The organism is Maribacter sp. (genome assembly GCF_039974175.1).
GTDB lineage: Bacteria > Bacteroidota > Bacteroidia > Flavobacteriales > Flavobacteriaceae > Maribacter_C.
This window is the reverse complement of record NZ_JBDWJN010000013.1, coordinates 168,120-184,970: the sequence shown is the minus strand read 5'-3', so window position 1 is coordinate 184,970 and position 16,851 is coordinate 168,120. Positions and strand designations below refer to the sequence as shown.

The window sequence follows — 16,851 nt, the reverse complement described above, 5'->3', positions numbered from 1 at the left end:
CTATCAAGTCAATGCAGTCCGCTAATAATGTCGTATTTGGTAATGATATGGTGCTTTCCGTCGCCTAAATCTAATAAAACAGCATGCACATCTTTGTTGATCAATTTTGCCACATGATCGATTGACGTATTGCGATCAACAATGGGAAAAGGTTTCTGCATAAATTCCTTTATGGGTTTTGTAGATACGGAAGCATCGTCCATAATGGCGTGAAACAAAATAGCCTCATCGACAGAACCTACGAAGCCATCTATATCCTCTACAGGAATTTGAGATATATTGAAATTCTTCATCCGCTCTATCGCGTGCATGACCAATTCTTCAGTTTTCACGGTTACCAAGGGCTCTTCAATATGATTTTTAATCAAATCTATGGCCTTGGTAATCTTAGCATCTAAAAAGCCCCGGTCACGCATCCAATCATCATTAAACATTTTACCAACATACCGGCTGCCATGATCATGAAAGAGTACAACTACCACATCATCTTTAGTAAAATGTTCTTTAAGCTGCAGTAATCCTTTAATGGCCGCACCAGCAGAATTACCTAAGAACATCCCCTCTTCTTTCGCCAAGCGTTGGGTGTAGATGGCGGCATCCTTATCTGTGACCTTTGTAAAACCGTCGATAATATCAAAGTTTACATTCTTAGGTAAAATATCCTCTCCTATACCCTCAGTGATATACGGATAGATTTCGTTCTCATCAAAAATGCCTGTTTCGTGGTATTTTTTAAAAACCGAACCGTAGGTATCTATGCCCCAAACTTTTACATTTGGATTTTGCTCCTTCAAATACCGCCCCACTCCCGAGATGGTTCCTCCTGTGCCAACACCTACAACAAAATGCGTTACTTTACCCTCTGTTTGCTCCCAAATCTCAGGCCCGGTACTTATATAATGTGCCTTGGTATTTGAGGGGTTGTCATACTGATTGACATACCAAGAATTGGGAATCTCCTTTGCCAGTCTTTTGGCCGTTGAGTAATAACTCCTTGGATCATCTGGAGCCACGTCGGTGGGGCATACATATACCTCGCTACCAACGGCTTTTAAAATATCTACTTTTTCCTTTGATTGTTTGTCGCTAATTACACAAATCATTTTGTAACCCTTCACTACCGCGCCAAGGGCTAAACCCATTCCTGTATTTCCTGAGGTACCTTCGATAATAGTACCTCCAGGCTTTAGAATTCCTGCCGCCTCAGCATCTTCGATCATTTGCACGGCCATGCGATCTTTAACCGAGTTACCTGGGTTAAAGGTCTCGTATTTCGCCAATACTAAGCAAGGTAGTTCTGCGGTGAGTTTGTTCAATTTAACCAAAGGGGTATTTCCTATGGTCTCAAGGATATTTTCTGCATATTTCATATGCTTGCAAAGTTATGGATTTGCACCATATAGAAGGCGGTAATTGTTTCAAGTTTTATTCAAACTTGATTGCCCTTACGGGAGTGATTTTCGTGATAATATAAGACGGAAGCAAGAGCATTAACAAACAAAGCAATAAAACACCGATGTTCAATATGATGACCGTAAAAATATCAATATGTACGGGTATATATTCAACATAGTATTCTTTGGGGTTTGGAAATTTAAACAATCGGTATTTGTTCTGCAACCAGATAATACCAAGACCAATTGCATTTCCCCACAACAAACCAATTCCTATGAGGTAGGTTGCATTGTACAAAAACACTTTGCGAATACTCCAATTGGCAGAACCCAATGCCTTTAAGATTCCTATCATTTGGGTGCGCTCTAAGATCAGAACCAACAATGCGGTAATCATATTGATACCAGCAACAATAATCATAATTCCTATTATCAAAGCAATATTAAAATCAAAAAGACCAACCCATTCAAAGATTCTAAAATATTTATTCTGAATGTTTTGCGTATCTAAATCGGAAAGTGTTTTACCGTAGATTTCCTTGGTCTTCTCCTCAATCGCATCAAAATCGGTCAAGAACACTTCAAAATTGCCAACTTGATCGGCCTCCCATTTGTTCATTCGTTGAATGTGCCGAATATCAACAAATACCAATACCCCATCAATTTCTTCAAAACCACTGTCATAAATACCTGTAATTTCAAACTTTCTTTGATTTGGTAATTTATCTGCCTCATCTTTAAAAAAAACAGCATAAAATGAATCTCCGGTTTTCAATTGTAGGCGACTTGCCATAATTCGCGACATGAGTACTTGGTCATTCAAGTCTCCATCGTATTTCGGCAACTGACCAGCGACCAGATATTCTTCGAGAACTTTCCAATTGTAGTCCTTCCCTACCCCTTTTGCAATCATGCCTTCAAAGGTATTTTCAGTACGAATCACACCCGCTTTGCTCGCCACAGCTTGCACATGGGCCACCTCATCGACGCTAGTAAATTCAGGATAGAAATCTTGTTCCAAAGATACGGGCACCACTGATACATCAGAATTGTTGTTGTCGTAGTTATAAATTTGAATATGCCCGTTGAAGGCCGTTACTTTTTCACGAATTTTCACCTTTAGGCCATCACCTGTTGCTATGGCAATAAGCATCATTAGAATACCAAGGGCAATAGCCGCAATAGCTATTTTTATTATTGGCGCGGAAATACTAATTTTATCGGTACCACCGCGAATTAGTCGTTTGGCAATAAAGTATTCTAAATTCAATCTATGGCTTTTTTTTCCAGTTATAAAAGTACAGTTTTCATTTGGTTTTTGGTCCTATCCGCTTGCGGAAGCCCTCAAAAAATGGAAAAGACTAATCAGAATATAGCTAAAGCCAAGGAAACGTCTATTGCTCCAAAACCTATTGTGGTGGCTGCGAATCGAACCGAAAAATACCTTCCGATGCTCAAGGGCAAATCTGTGGGTATCGTTGCCAATCAAACCAGTGTAATTTTTGATACGGATAAACATACCCATCTGGTAGATTCATTAATCGCTTCAGATGTTGACATTAAAAAAGTATTTGCCCCCGAACACGGTTTTCGAGGACAAGCTGATGCCGGTGAAAAAGTGAAAGATGGCGTCGATTTAAAAACCGGTCTCCCTTTGATTTCACTGTATGGGAAAAATAGAAAGCCTTCGGCGGAACAGCTACAGGGTTTGGATATAGTGCTCTTTGACATTCAAGATGTTGGAGTACGTTTTTATACCTATATCGCAACCTTACAACTGGTATTGGAAGCTTGTGCGGAAAACAATATTCCTATTATGGTTTTAGACCGACCAAACCCCAATGCCCATTATGTAGACGGCCCGACCATGGAAGCTGAACATACCGGCTTTTTGGGGATGAATGAAATACCCTTGGTCTACGGAATGACGATTGGAGAATACGCTAAAATGATTAACGAAGAAAAATGGCTCAAAGACGGGTTAAAGGCAAACCTTATGATCATTCCACTTGAAAATTGGACCTATACTTCACCGTATCAATTGGCCATACGCCCTTCGCCCAATTTACCCAATGATCAGGCCATAAATCTGTATCCGAGTTTGGGGCTATTTGAAGGTACCAATGCCAATGCAGGCCGTGGTACCGAATTTCAATTTCAACGGTATGGCGCCTCGTTTTTAGATAGTACGCAATACAGTTTTACCTATACGCCTAAACCTAATTTTGGCTCAAAAAACCCAAAGGAAAAAGGAAAAATCTGCTTTGGTAAAGACTTGTCTAAAATTTCAAGAATGAACCACGTCACCCTGCAATGGATAATCGACGCTTATAACAATTCAACCGATAAATCAAAATTCTTCAACAGAACAGGATTTACAAAGCACGCTGGAACCAAAAATTTACAGCAACAAATTGAGGCAGGATTATCGGAAAAAGAAATCAAAGCCTCATGGCAAACAGATTTGGAAAAATTTAAAATGGTTCGCGAGAAATATTTGCTATATAACTAATTTGTTATTTCCTCATAACCTGTAGGTTTCTTGTATTTATGAAATGGTTGTTTTAAAAGTACTCCGATTTTACCATTCTCCTCCTCATTAAAGAAAGTATCTACCCCATAAACAATTTTGTCTCGGTCAAATGATAGAAAGGTGCCGAATAATCGATCCCAAAAAGAGAAAATATTACCGTAGTTGGAATCGGTGTAAGGTAATTTATAGTGGTGGTGCACCTTATGCATATCAGGGGAGACAATAATATAACTTAATGCCTTGTCTACCGCTCTCGGCAATTGAATATTAGCGTGGTTGAATTGCGATAATACCACAGATAAACTTTGATACAGCATAATCAGACCGATCGGGGCACCCACGATAAAAACTCCAAATAATGTAAACAAATACCGTATCACACTTTCTAATGGATGGTGTCTATTGGCGGTGGTGGTATCAACATTATGATCTGTGTGATGCACCAAATGTATCATCCATAGCGGTTTAACCTTGTGTTCAACCAAATGAGCCATATAAGCCCCTATAAAGTCTAAAAGCATCAGACCCAATACAACATACAACCAAAAAGGCATTTGAGGCAGCCAATTAATAATGCCGAAATCATTCGCGATGGTCCAATCTGAAGTTTTCAGCAATAGATACGCCAACGGAAAATTTACGATAATTGTTGTAAGGGTAAAAAAGAAGTTCGGCAAGGCGTGCTTCCATTTTTTGTATTTAAATCTAAATAGCGGCAAAATGCCTTCAAGAACCCAAAAAAAGGTAATTCCTCCCACCAAAATCAAAGATCTATGTAAGGGGGGAATACTTTCGAAGTATTTAATTATTTCTTCCATAGGCCCTAAATATAAAAAACTTTAGTTGGCAGTAATAGTTTTCAGTATGCAGTTTTCCATCACTTGTGAATTTTTGCAGTTTAAAAATACTGCCGTACTGCTCCATTTGGCTATGAAAAGTGTACACTGCTAACGTTTGCTATTTACTACTTTCTTCATTTCTTCAACAATGTTAAAGGCAGCAGGACAAATGGCCACATTTTTTAAGGTTAGGTTACTGATTTGATGGAACTTCTTTCGATCTGTATGTGGAAACTCGCGACAGGCCTTTGGTCGCACATCGTAAATCGAACAGAAATTGTCGGCGTCTAGAAACGTGCAAGGAACTTGTTGAAGCACATAATCATTGTCTTCATCAATCTGCAGGTATTCTAAAATAAACTGTTGGGGCTTCAGCTTAAAGTGTTTGGCTATGCGCTCCACATCGGCATTCATAAATAAGGGCCCGGTTGTTTTACAGCAATTCGCGCATGATAGACAATCTGTTCTTTCGAATTCCGCCTCGTGTAATTCGCGCATCAAATAGTCAAGCCGTTTTGGTGGCTTTTTACGAAGTTTAGCAAAATACTTTCTGTTTTCAGCATGCTTTTCTTTCGCTTTTGCGGGAAGGTCTTTTAAGATTTTCTTCATTTTTATTCTTTCAACAAGCTCATAGCAGTTTCATACAAATCGCCACGCCAACATTCCTAAACCGCTGCAATAGCCTTTGAGAAGATTGCTTGTTTTCCACTAATTTTTTTACCCAATTCAGTATTTTAAAAGACATTTATTTGTTCTTTTTGCCCTTCCGTCATTGAAGAGCAGTCTGTGCTTAACTGCTTCACTAACATTTTTAGGAGTGCATCATAGGCACATCTGTACTGGTTTAGGGTACCATTACGTTCCAAATAAACTGCAACCTCTGAGGAAAAACCCATCTTTTGCGATAATCCATTTCCGGTAATCACTAAAAAAGACAAAAAAAAATTTATAGCTCTCTTGATTTATGGGGTAAGGGTAAAAATTACCACATTTGCACAAATTACAAATAATATTTCCATGGATGTTTTTGGGGATGCCCTTTTCGACTACCAGCGCGGATCATATACTGAAGATATTCTTACCAACTCTTCTCTTGACGAGGAAGATGTAATACCCCTACCCTATCTTTTTAGAAACTTCAAAGCAATGCCCGCTTTGGAGCAAAAAGCTTTGAAACTATGCAGGGGAACGATACTTGATATTGGATGTGGGGCTGGAAGCCATAGTCTATACCTACAAAACAAAGGTTTTGAAGTAACTGCCTTAGACGAATCGAAAGGAGCCATTGAAACCTGCCTGCTACGCGGAATTGAAAAATGTATCCAATCAGACATCATGCATTTTACAGCAGGTCAATTTGATACACTCCTTTTACTCATGAACGGTATCGGCCTTGCAGGGGAACTCAAGAGTCTTGGCAAATTTCTCTCCCATTTAAAAAAACTGCTCAAACCAAAGGGACAAATTTTACTAGATTCCAGCGATATTATATATATGTTCGAGGAAGATGATGATGGGGGCAGATGGCTTCCGGCAGATCAAGAATACTATGGCGAGGTAAGCTTTACCATGAGCTATAAAGGTGCAAAAAGCAAACCGTTTTCTTGGTTATACTTAGATCAAAACACCTTGCAACAAGCGGCATATGTCAACGATTTAAATTGTGAAATCGTAAGTTTGGGCGAACATTTCGACTATTTAGCGAGATTAAGCCTCTTAACATAATAGAAGGTATGATTTTTGCGTTATTTTAGAAAAAAACTATGAAGATGAAACATCTGCGTGTTTGGTTGCCATTGCTTTGTTTGGGACTTTTCTTTGCATGTTCTAAAAATTCTGATGAGCCTATTACTGAAGAACCCCCCGTACAAGTTGATAAATCAGCGAACCTGCTCGCCGCTGGCGCATCTGCCAATGATATTCTTTCTAATGACGAATTCACCAAGCTTAAGGTAGAAATCGCCTATGTCACTGGTTTTAGACCCACGCAAGAAGCGATGAACGAATTTGTAGACTATCTAACCACCCATACCTTTAAAGAGGATATTGAAATGGTGTTTAACGAACTGCCATCACCAGGAGAAGAAACCTTAACTATTCAAGAGATTGCCGATCTTGAATCTGAAAACAGAACGGTTTACAACGATGGAGAGACCTTGGGTGTTTACCTCTATTTTGCAGACGCTCCGGCTGAGGACGATGATGAGGAGGAAGGTTTGGTTACACTAGGAGCTGTATATCGAAATACAACCATGGTTATTCATGAAGTTACGGTTAGAAAACTAGCCGATCTAAGTGCTGTGATTTCGTATGCAGATGTTGAAACAGCAACTATAAATCATGAGTTTGGCCATCTGTTTGGGTTGGTAAATTTAGGTACAACCCCGGTGAATGATCACGAAGATGCGGATGCCGAAAATCACTGCAACGTACCGGGATGTTTAATGCGGGCTGAACTGCAATTTGGCCCTGTTGGAAAGTCTTTTGATTTGACCGCTAAAAATGAGCTCAAGTCAAGTTGCTCGCTCAGCGGAAAAAGTGTGCTAAAAATGTTAGAGCATAGCACGTCAAAGGGAAGTATAAATGCTGTTCCTTTAGATGCTGAATGCCTTTTGGATTTGAAGTCCAACGGTGGCAAGTAATGCTTAGCACGAGCAGTTGAAAGTATTTATGGCTTTTTCGGTACGGAAAATAGTTAGACCATACTGGTCATTCTGCCCACCAATTGATAATCGCAACTTGTAGAGGTCAAATTTCTTAATTAAAGAAGCTTCCTTTTCTTTTATATCTTCTACAGCTTAGACCCTAAAAACTTAAGGTATGTTCAAATATTTATGGGTCTGTAAAGATACTTTCCATTTCGGGTTTTGCATTACGTAGTCTACTATTAGAGGAGTAACCTTTTCAGATACGCTCCACTCAGGTTGTAAATATAAAATGCAGTCTTTATTTGTTTTTGCTGCCTGCTCCTCGGCAAAAATCAAATCGTGTTTGTTGTACACAATCACCTTTAATTCGTGGGCCTTGTCATAAATGTTTCCCACAGGGAGCTTATTTTTTTTGGGAGAGAGACAAATCCAATCCCATATTCCAGTTAATGGGTAGGCCCCAGAAGTTTCTATATGCGTTTGGAGATTTTTGGTTTTTAAGGCTTTGGTCAATGGAGTCATATTCCAAGTCAATGGCTCTCCGCCTGTTACTACAATGGTATCGGAATACTTTGCCGCATTGGCAACTATATGTGATATGGCTGTAGGTGGGTGCAGTTCTGCATTCCAGCTCTCTTTTACATCGCACCAGTGACAACCCACATCGCAACCTCCGACCCGAATGAAGTAAGCGGCTGTTCCTTTATGAAAACCTTCGCCTTGAATGGTATAAAATTCCTCCATCAAGGGAAGCATTTCACCATTATCAACTAATGCTAAAACATCATCTTTGACCATTTGGCAAAGATAGAAAAGACCATTGCAATAGCTACTAGGAATGGCTGTATATTTCTCATAGTAACTCGTTGCGAATTTTACAACCAACTATCTTGTAAACCTTGCCGTCACTCTTGGTAAAAATGAACAATTCACCTGTACCATTTTTACCGAATCTCAGATCAACACGTTCATTCGCCACTATGTCGCCGAAACTGGTCTGTTTCCCATCTAATTCAAGGCCTATTTTATACATCGGAGCTTGCTCGCCTTCAATAATTTCTGATAGTTTAGCATAAAAAATTGTACCGTTGGGAATGTCACCAAAGATGTACTTATTTTTTAGGAGCGGAATTTTAGCACCCCCGTAGGCATAACCTCCAGAAATAGCATTACCCTCATCATGATCAAATTGAACTACGGGGTAAGTATAACCAGAATCATCCTCTGGTAGCGCATATACAATTTCGGTATTTGCATTCACATCGTACAAGAACGTGCCTTCTCTATTTGGCCATCCATAATTGGCTCCCTTTTTTACAAGATTAACTTCTTCAAGACTATGCTGCCCGATATTAGTAGCCAACATCTTACCCGAACCGCTCGTATCCCAAGAAATACGATGCGGGTTTCGAAAACCGTAACTCCAAATCTCGCCTAGTTTACCAGCGTCATTAACAAAAGGGTTATCTTTTGGAATACCGTATTTTCCATTTTTACTATCGCTTCCAGAGGGGTCAATTCGGATGATACTGCCCCATATTTTTCCAGGGTTATCACATAGAAATGCGTATCCTCTTAAGGCAGCGGAACCATCACCAATACATAAATACAAAAGTCCGTATTCAGAATCTCCCTTAATGGCGAGTGGGTTGAAAGTAAGCTCTTGAAAGCCATGCCCATAACTCACAAAGTCAACACGCAAGATTTCCCTATTGGTACCGGAGAATTTTTCCGTCTTCGGGTCCTTGGTTTTCCATTCTGTTAAGACCCATTGCAGCCTCGTATTAATACTGTCGTGAATGGCAAAATCAGCCGGCGCCTTTTTAGCTTCTTCAGTGTGGGTGGTATAAAGCAGTCCGTTTTTTTCAAATTCAGGATGAAAGTCAAAACTACCCAATCCCGTACCCCAACCTGGGTTATCAATAAAATCGCCCATTTCTACTTTAAGGTCAAGATACGTATGCACTTCAGCATCGACCACTTCATAGAGTTTTCCGCGCAAATCGGAAATGAATAAGCGTTCACCATCTTTTGTCTTAACAGCTGAAAGTTTATTTATTCGCGCTTTGGGAGCTGATTCGGAGCTTGGAGGAACGGTTAAAAACTCTTCAATTACTAAGGTCAAATCTGAATCAGGTATTTTTTCAGGTATTGGATCTAGAATTCCACCTGGTCTTTTATTCTGACTGCGCTTTTCGGCTTCTGAAAACTTGTGTATAAAACCTAAAAGATCATCTATTTCGTTTTCTTTCAACGTTTGAAAAGATGGCATATATACCTTGTATTTGGCATACAGCTCCATTGCTCTTTCATCACCACTATCAATGCTTTCTTTGGGGTTTTTAATAAAATTGGCCAACCATTCTTTGGAAACATTTAAGGTAACGCCAGCCAAGTTGGGCCCGATTACCGTTTCGTTAAAATTATGACAGCTTGCACAATGCTGGTTGAACAATACCATTCCGCGTTGAATAGCAAGTTCGGATGTATCATAGACGTCTGCGTTGACCTTGCCTTTTGATATATCGCCTTGTTTCTTCTGATTACAATTGGAAAGAAAAATTATAAGAAGGGCATAAAATAAATAATTGCCCATTCTTGCTGCACTTGATCTGAAAGAATAGAAATAACTCCATATTTGCGATAATGGCATAGCACTGCTGATTGTTATTAATGCCCTACAAATTAGTCTTTTTTTCTAAGTAATTCGATTGTGTTCGTTATTCAAATTTTGCCTTCCATTTGTCAAACTCTATTTTGATTTGTTCATCGACAAGTGGATAAAGCCCAATAATCTCTTGGCCACTTCGAACTCTTTGCATGACAAACTCCTCGTACAAAGTCATTTGTACACATTCATCTGCAACTTCTTCGACCATCTTAGCCGGGATGACCATAACGCCGTCGTCATCGCCCAAAAGTATATCGCCCGGAAAAACGGCAACATCACCACAAGCGATTGGATCGTTTATGGCAATGGCTTGGTGCAGGGTAAGATTTGTTGGTGCCGAAGGAGTTTTATGGTATGCCGAAAAATCGAGCTCCGCTATCTCAGCAGAATCGCGAAAACCACCATCGGTTACTATTCCCGCAGCCCCTCGAACCATTAATCGGGTGGCTAAAATAGAACCTGCAGAAGCTGCCCGTGCATCTTTTCTACTATCGATAACCAATACCGAGCCTGCTGTACAGGTTTCCACCGCAACACGCTGAGGGTGCTTTGGGTCTCTGAAAACTTCGATGGAGTTTAAATCTTCTCTCGCGGGTATGTATCGCAAGGTAAAGGCTTCACCTACCATGGTGGGCCTTCCTTTTTTTAGCGGAACAACACTTTGAATAAACTGATTTTTCAATCCTTTTTTAAATAGAAAAGTAGCCACCGTAGCGGTACTCAATTTTTTCAGTTTTTCCCTAGTGCTTTCTGATAGCTTGGTCATGTTTCTTATTTTTCTTCAGGGTTTAGGCCTTTTGCCAGGTTTCTCTTAAAAACGTCAAGTCTTTCTTCATTTGCGCAAATACTTCCTTTTTAGGGATACTTATTTTGGAAGCTCCATGTTCAGCGCCACCTAAATCATATTCCAAATGAAGCGACACTGGAACGTTAATTTTATACTTTTTTAGCAGTTTGAAATAGGTGTCAAAATCGACCATGCCTTCTCCCAGCGGAACGTTTATTGGTTGCCATTTTCCATCTTTCTGCCCCCATCTAAAATCTTTGATGTCGATACTATTGATAAAGGAATGAACAAGGCGAAGCCCAAGTTGCCAACTGCCACCTCCTTCCACTATCGCGTGCCGTATGTCGTATTGACAACCCATATGTAAGGAAGAGGTGTTTTTCAAAATTTGAGGAATATCCCAAATAGGGGCACCAACATGATTTCCTGCATGATTCTGATATCCGCCATACAAGCCCAATTCTTTATTTAATGCCTCCAAAGCTGCTAGTTTTTGTGCATGGACTTCAATACTCTCTTTAATCGTTTTTTCTTCAGGATAAGTCAACCAACCCGTACGGTAATGTGTTAACCCCAAGCTACTTGCCGTTTCCAATACCTGTTTGCTTTGAGGGTCGCTAGCATCGATAATATTGGTGGTCATCATCGTAGTTTGTAGGCCGAATTTCTTCATTGCTGCCACGGCATTCGGTAATTCTTCAGTTACGCGTTCTGGCAAAACATGACCTTTAGGTCTTACGGTTAGGTCAAGACCATCAAAACCAATTTCGGCAGCTGCTTCCGACATCTCACTATAATCAAGAAATTGTAAGTGTTTTGAGAATAAATTGATCTTGATATCATCATTTGGCAGTTGGTTCGTTTTAAAAAGAGGATTAGCATACCCTAATATGGGTATGCTTCCCATAGCGGTAGCGGATATCTTCGTGAAATTCCTTCTTGACCATCCTATTTTATTTTCCTTCATAGTTGCGTACTGAATTATGTTATGTTGATAGAATTTGTGTTAAAAACTTGCCTGTCTTACAAATATATGTATTTTTGGTAAACCAAACTGGTAAACCAATTTAATTAAAGTAAACGAAGTCACCTACTGACACATTTGAACGACCATCAATTGCGGGCTTCAATTGTTTTGCTCAAAAAAATCAAAATGATCAAAAAATACATCCAACTAGCAGGCTTAGGACTTCTATTGTACTCGTGCAATGAAAATTCCAACAAAGAAATCTTCGTAACAAATAGCATTGAATTAAACGCAGCGATAGCAAAAGCTGTTCCCGGAGATGAAATTGTAATGGCCAATGGCAATTGGAATGACATCCAGATTCGATTTATTGGTTATGGAAATGAGAAGGAACCTATAACCTTGCGCGCGGAAACACAGGGTCAGGTTACTATTGGAGGAAAATCTGATTTAAAACTGGGAGGGGAGCATTTGATCGTCAACGGATTGTACTTTAGAGAAGGGGCATCACCTTCTCGATCGGTTATAGAGTTTGCTATCAACGCAGATACTGTGGCCAATCATTCAAAGATTGTAAACACGGTTATAGTCGACTACAACAAGCCACAAAGAAATGAGTCCGATCTGTGGGTACAGTTTAAAGGACGCTATAACGAGCTCGATAGTTGTTATATTTCGGGCAAATCTAACAGAGGCCCCACTATCAGGGTAGATTTAGCGGGAAATAGGAGCATAAAGAATTACCATAAAATCACGAATAACTATTTTGGACCTCGACCTCCTAAAGGAGGACCTAGTGCAGAGACCATCCAAATCGGCAATAGTTTTACTTCCATGTCGCCCAGTTATACCTTTGTGGCCAACAACTTTTTTGATAGATGTAATGGAGAAGTAGAAGTGATTTCAAGTAAAACGAATTTCAATGAGTTTCGAAACAATGTCTTTTACAAGAGTGAGGGTTCTTTGGTAACCAGGCACGGAAACTATTGTATCGTAGATGGTAATTATTTTATTGGAGATGACAATTCTGAACAAATCGGTGGTATTCGCTTAATAGGCACCGGGCATTGGGTAACGAACAATTATTTCTATAGGCTAAAGGGAAAGGTTTTTAGAAGCCCGCTTGCTGTGATGAACGGCATTCCGAAATCACCGCTTAATCGTTATATACAGGTAACTGATGTAGTTGTGGCTCATAATTCTTGGATTAACTGTAGTTCACCATTACAATTTGGAGTAGGGTCTAACCTAGACCAAAAGGAGGTGCTACCCCCTTCTGAAATCAGGTCGGAAAGACCTATTCGTACAATTGTGGCGAACAACCTACTTTACAATGATAAGGACGATGAGCACCCAATTGTAGCTCATGATTCTTTAGGTGGTATATCATTTAAAAGCAATCTAATTAATAATCAAGGAGTCTCATTTGCGCACGATGCAGGATTTACTCAAAAGGATTTTGCACTTTCAAAATTGGAAGAGAATCTTCTAGTGCCAGATAATGACTTAGCAGATTTTGAACTTTATAAGGGTTTTGAGTTTGACCAAATAACAGAAGATTTGCTGGGTAATTCACGTACCAACAATAATGTAGTTGGAGCGATAGTTGGTGCAAGCACTCAGAAACCGAACCTCATGGACAGGTCTAAATACGGTCCAGATTGGTACGATATTGATGGAGAAAATAAAGGAGATTCAAAAACGCATTCAGCAGCATCTATAAGTGATTTGCGTAAGGCGGTTGAAGAAGCCAATAGTGGTGATGTTATCGTATTAACATCAGACCAATACGAACTTCAAAATGCTTTGAAGATTTCCAAAGAACTAACTATACGTTCAGCAAATGATAGTAAGAAAGCTACTATTACCTATAGTGGCGAGGCCCAAACACCGGCGTTTGAAATGAACCCCAAAGGTGCCCTTAGCCTTGAAGGTGTTACGCTAAAAGGCCGAAAAAGTCAATATGCCTTTGCCAGTTTGCAAAGCAATATGTCTAGCCTTTATAATTTAACCATAATCGATTGTGAGATAGCCGATTTCGACACTGTTCTAAAGGGCTATAAATACTCTTTTTCAGAATATATAACCTTAAGATCTACCCGAATTCAAAACTGTATAAACGGAATAGAATTGGCAGCAGAAGATGATGACCGTGGTGATTATAATGCGGAAAACGTCTTTATTGACAATTGCCAATTCGATGGTGTCAGCAAGAATGTGATTGACTACTATAGAGGTGGCTATGATGAATCTACCGTGGGAGGTAACCTAATTGTGACCAACAGTAGTTTTACGCAATGTGGTGCTAAAGAGGAAAACGGGATATTGCTCAATACGTATGGTATCATCAACGTAGCGCTTAGGGGAAATAAATTCATAGGCAACAAAGTGAAAATGGTTGCCCGTTTATGGGGAGCAAAAAATAACACCCACTCAAATAATGACATACAAAACTCAGGAGAATTAGTGGTAGAAGAAAATCTTCCGCTGAAATTGATGTACTAATCCATAGTAATACTAATGAAGGTCTCTATATGCTTGCTATGCTTTTCTTTTTTTCTTTGCCTTAGTGCACAGCAACTACCCTCTCACAAAGTTTTAAAAACTGAAGAACTCCCTGCTTTTCTCAAAAAGGAAGTAAAAAACAAAATAGGAATTGATGGGAAATTAACGGAGGCACAGCTTGCAACCTATTTCAGGGAAAAATTTTCGGAACGCTTCTTCTACGATTACCATACAATTGAACAGCGATTGCGGCACTACAATGCGCTTTATAAGAATGAGCACGACCATAAAAAAAGAGCACTAGATCATTTGGAAAAATACGCAGACTCGACACAATGGGTCTTACCTTTCAATTATCAAAACGGTCAAGAAGTAAATGCTTATGCACTTCGTCATTTGGCAAGGCAGCATAAGATGTCTGATATCATACTGTTATATTTTAATGAAGGAAAAGACCCGAAATACATCAGATATTTTGAAAACCAGATGCGTTCGCTTAATGCGGCATTGGAAGCTGGCAAATATGAGAAAATAGAAGATGGTAACGGGGTTTACGAAGTCTTCAGGTCGGGTTACAGAATACTCAATTGGTTGTGGATTCATAACATGATTCTCAATGAGCCCGAATATGCCGACAAGGATCAGCTTACCACTATAGCAACGCTTTTACAGCACGGGCAACATCTCTATGAGCGAAATGATACCTTTAAATGGGGTAATCACCAAACTAGGGGCATGTCTGCATTGGTGATGCTCGCTATTCTTTTTAGTGATTTTGAAGGTACTGACTTATGGTACGAAAGGGCGATGCAGCGCCTTGGGGAGCATCTCGACAGAGAAATCAATGATGACGGATTTCAGTTTGAACGTTCCGTACACTATCATATGAGTGATATAAACAATTACTTCTACGCCTATCAATTGGCCAAACTAAACGAAATACAAGTACCCCAAGACTGGACCTTAAAACTTAGGGGGCTGTTCTCAACACTTGTTAAGGTGGCTTATCCTGATAAAAGTGCCCCAGTACTTCAGGACGATACAGAGATTCCGTGGGCAGAAAAAAACGACATTTCGGGAGCTATGACACTTGGTTATTTGCTATTTGAAGATCCTGAGTTGGGGTATTTTGCTACCAACAAGGTTGATGACAGCATGTATTGGTTTCTAAGTCAGTCTCAAATTCAATTGCTCGAAAACATGCAAGGCAAAAAACCTACTTATGGCTCACTAGCACTCACAGATACCCATTATTATGTCATGCGTGAAGGATGGAATGTAAACGACAAAATGATGGTAATAAGTGCTGGTCTCGATGAAATGAAACCCGATCATCAACATGGCGATATGTTAGGTATTCAAGCGATAGCCAACGGAAATGCCATTTTACCCAACTATCAAGTACGTTATTCCCTAGCGGATTATGAGCTGTTCAAAAACTCAAAGGTCAAAAATGTCGCCTTAATCGACAATGAGCTACAAGGAAAACAATGGACGTCTAACAAAGGTGGAAGTGGTTTTGGCAAGTTTGGCAGCTTACCGAGTCCTAACGTAATTGCATGGTCAACTACAGAAGACTTTGATTTATTCGTAGGCGGTCATGATGGGTTTGAAAATGCGGGTGTGGCCTATACAAGACAGGTTCTATTTGTAGACCGTAACTTTTGGATTGTGAAAGATAACTTTTCGTCTGAATCGGTACATGAATACAAACAAGTTTGGCAGGGTCATTATAGCTATGAAAATGGCCCCAACCTCATTCGAGCCACAGCTGCCGATGCGAGCGGCCATGATATTTTACAGCTAACTAAAGTAGACACTGTCGTTAGTTCTGGGGCAAGAGGAAAAAATTGGAGTGTGGTCTCAAAACGGAATCAAAAGAATTTTAGCTTCCTAACAGTGATTTATCCATATCGAGGATACAGCAACAGACTAGATGAAACCAATAACAAATTCACATTTTATGATTGGGAAGTCAACAAAACAGATTTGAAAATAGCTGGACACAATGCCATTAGTTTTGGCAAGGATAATCGCTTTTACTGTTTTGGTGTACGTACCCTGCAATTTGAAAAGTTAAAGATTCAGACATCTTCCGAAACAGATCTATTTATAGAACTGATCGATACCGAACTTCGCATTCATGCGCTTGGACCCGAAAATACGATCTTGAATATCACACACAAAAATGCAACGAAAAGAAAGAAGGAAATTGCACCAGGCGAGGTCTGGGAGTTCACACTTAAGAATTAGTATTTGTAAGCGATGATTAATAATTTTCACTAAATACTTGTTATAATTTTTAATTCGTTAAGATTACAGTTTGACCCATTTTGTATTATTAAATACGAATTTTAACTACCGATTTTTTGCAAAAAATTTGTCAATCTTCCAAATAAATGTATTTTTGGTAAACCAAAGTGGTTAACCAATTTGCTGCAATATCGATTCACTATTGGACGCAGCTTTGTTTTTTATACAGCTAGATCTCCTTTCCAATTTTAAAA

At 39.5% G+C, this 16,851-nt stretch carries 14 protein-coding genes; 5 read left to right on the top strand and 9 right to left on the bottom strand.

All coding sequences use genetic code 11. The features are described 5' to 3' along the window. Positions 1-8: 8 nt before the first annotated feature. Positions 9-1,370 carry a pyridoxal-phosphate dependent enzyme gene (locus ABJN95_RS18185; RefSeq protein ID WP_348372527.1) on the bottom strand — a complete coding sequence of 454 codons (1,362 nt, stop codon included), beginning with the start codon at positions 1,368-1,370 and terminating at the stop codon, positions 9-11. 55 nt (positions 1,371-1,425) lie between these two features. Beyond that, entirely contained in the window at positions 1,426-2,664 is a 1,239-nt protein-coding gene (locus ABJN95_RS18180; RefSeq protein ID WP_348372525.1) for an FtsX-like permease family protein, read from the bottom strand. A gap of 3 nt (positions 2,665-2,667) precedes the next feature. Here ABJN95_RS18180 and ABJN95_RS18175 point away from each other — a divergent pair, with 3 nt between their 5' ends. Then, positions 2,668-3,906, top strand: a complete 1,239-nt coding sequence (locus ABJN95_RS18175; RefSeq protein ID WP_348372523.1) for a DUF1343 domain-containing protein — start codon at positions 2,668-2,670, stop codon at positions 3,904-3,906. Here the strand turns inward: ABJN95_RS18175 and ABJN95_RS18170 are convergent. From ABJN95_RS18170 to ABJN95_RS18160, 3 genes are all read right to left on the bottom strand, one after another. Continuing rightward, positions 3,903-4,745 carry a sterol desaturase family protein gene (locus ABJN95_RS18170; protein ID WP_348372521.1) on the bottom strand — a complete coding sequence of 281 codons (843 nt, stop codon included), beginning with the start codon at positions 4,743-4,745 and terminating at the stop codon, positions 3,903-3,905. The genes ABJN95_RS18175 and ABJN95_RS18170 overlap by 4 nt on opposite strands. 129 nt (positions 4,746-4,874) lie before the next feature. Beyond that, on the bottom strand, positions 4,875-5,375 hold the full coding sequence (locus ABJN95_RS18165) for a YkgJ family cysteine cluster protein (protein WP_348372520.1): 501 nt from the start codon (positions 5,373-5,375) through the stop codon (positions 4,875-4,877). A 125-nt stretch (positions 5,376-5,500) separates the two neighbouring features. Then, on the bottom strand, positions 5,501-5,704 hold the full coding sequence (locus ABJN95_RS18160) for a hypothetical protein (RefSeq protein ID WP_348372518.1): 204 nt from the start codon (positions 5,702-5,704) through the stop codon (positions 5,501-5,503). Positions 5,705-5,783: 79 nt separating this feature from the next. Here ABJN95_RS18160 and ABJN95_RS18155 point away from each other — a divergent pair, with 79 nt between their 5' ends. Both ABJN95_RS18155 and ABJN95_RS18150 read left to right on the top strand, forming a co-directional pair. Continuing rightward, entirely contained in the window at positions 5,784-6,491 is a 708-nt protein-coding gene (locus ABJN95_RS18155; RefSeq protein WP_348372516.1) for a class I SAM-dependent methyltransferase, read from the top strand. Between the two features lie 44 nt (positions 6,492-6,535). After that, on the top strand, positions 6,536-7,408 hold the full coding sequence (locus tag ABJN95_RS18150) for a hypothetical protein (protein ID WP_348372515.1): 873 nt from the start codon (positions 6,536-6,538) through the stop codon (positions 7,406-7,408). Between the two features lie 171 nt (positions 7,409-7,579). Here the strand turns inward: ABJN95_RS18150 and ABJN95_RS18145 are convergent, their stop codons facing one another. The 4 genes from ABJN95_RS18145 to ABJN95_RS18130 form a co-directional block, all read right to left on the bottom strand. Then, positions 7,580-8,212 (bottom strand): 7-carboxy-7-deazaguanine synthase QueE, encoded by a 633-nt coding sequence (locus tag ABJN95_RS18145; protein ID WP_348372513.1) that lies wholly within the window; start codon positions 8,210-8,212, stop codon positions 7,580-7,582. 55 nt (positions 8,213-8,267) lie between these two features. Then, positions 8,268-10,010, bottom strand: a complete 1,743-nt coding sequence (locus ABJN95_RS18140) for a PQQ-dependent sugar dehydrogenase (protein WP_348372511.1) — start codon at positions 10,008-10,010, stop codon at positions 8,268-8,270. Between the two features lie 124 nt (positions 10,011-10,134). After that, positions 10,135-10,851 carry a ribonuclease activity regulator RraA gene (locus ABJN95_RS18135; RefSeq protein ID WP_348372509.1) on the bottom strand — a complete coding sequence of 239 codons (717 nt, stop codon included), beginning with the start codon at positions 10,849-10,851 and terminating at the stop codon, positions 10,135-10,137. A gap of 22 nt (positions 10,852-10,873) precedes the next feature. Next, positions 10,874-11,839 (bottom strand): sugar phosphate isomerase/epimerase family protein, encoded by a 966-nt coding sequence (locus ABJN95_RS18130; protein WP_348372507.1) that lies wholly within the window; start codon positions 11,837-11,839, stop codon positions 10,874-10,876. A gap of 186 nt (positions 11,840-12,025) precedes the next feature. Between ABJN95_RS18130 and ABJN95_RS18125 the strand changes: the two genes are divergently transcribed. Further along, positions 12,026-14,344, top strand: a complete 2,319-nt coding sequence (locus tag ABJN95_RS18125; RefSeq protein WP_348372505.1) for a chondroitinase-B domain-containing protein — start codon at positions 12,026-12,028, stop codon at positions 14,342-14,344. 15 nt (positions 14,345-14,359) lie between these two features. Then, positions 14,360-16,597 (top strand): heparinase II/III family protein, encoded by a 2,238-nt coding sequence (locus ABJN95_RS18120; protein ID WP_348372503.1) that lies wholly within the window; start codon positions 14,360-14,362, stop codon positions 16,595-16,597. The last annotated feature ends 254 nt before the right edge of the window (positions 16,598-16,851 follow it).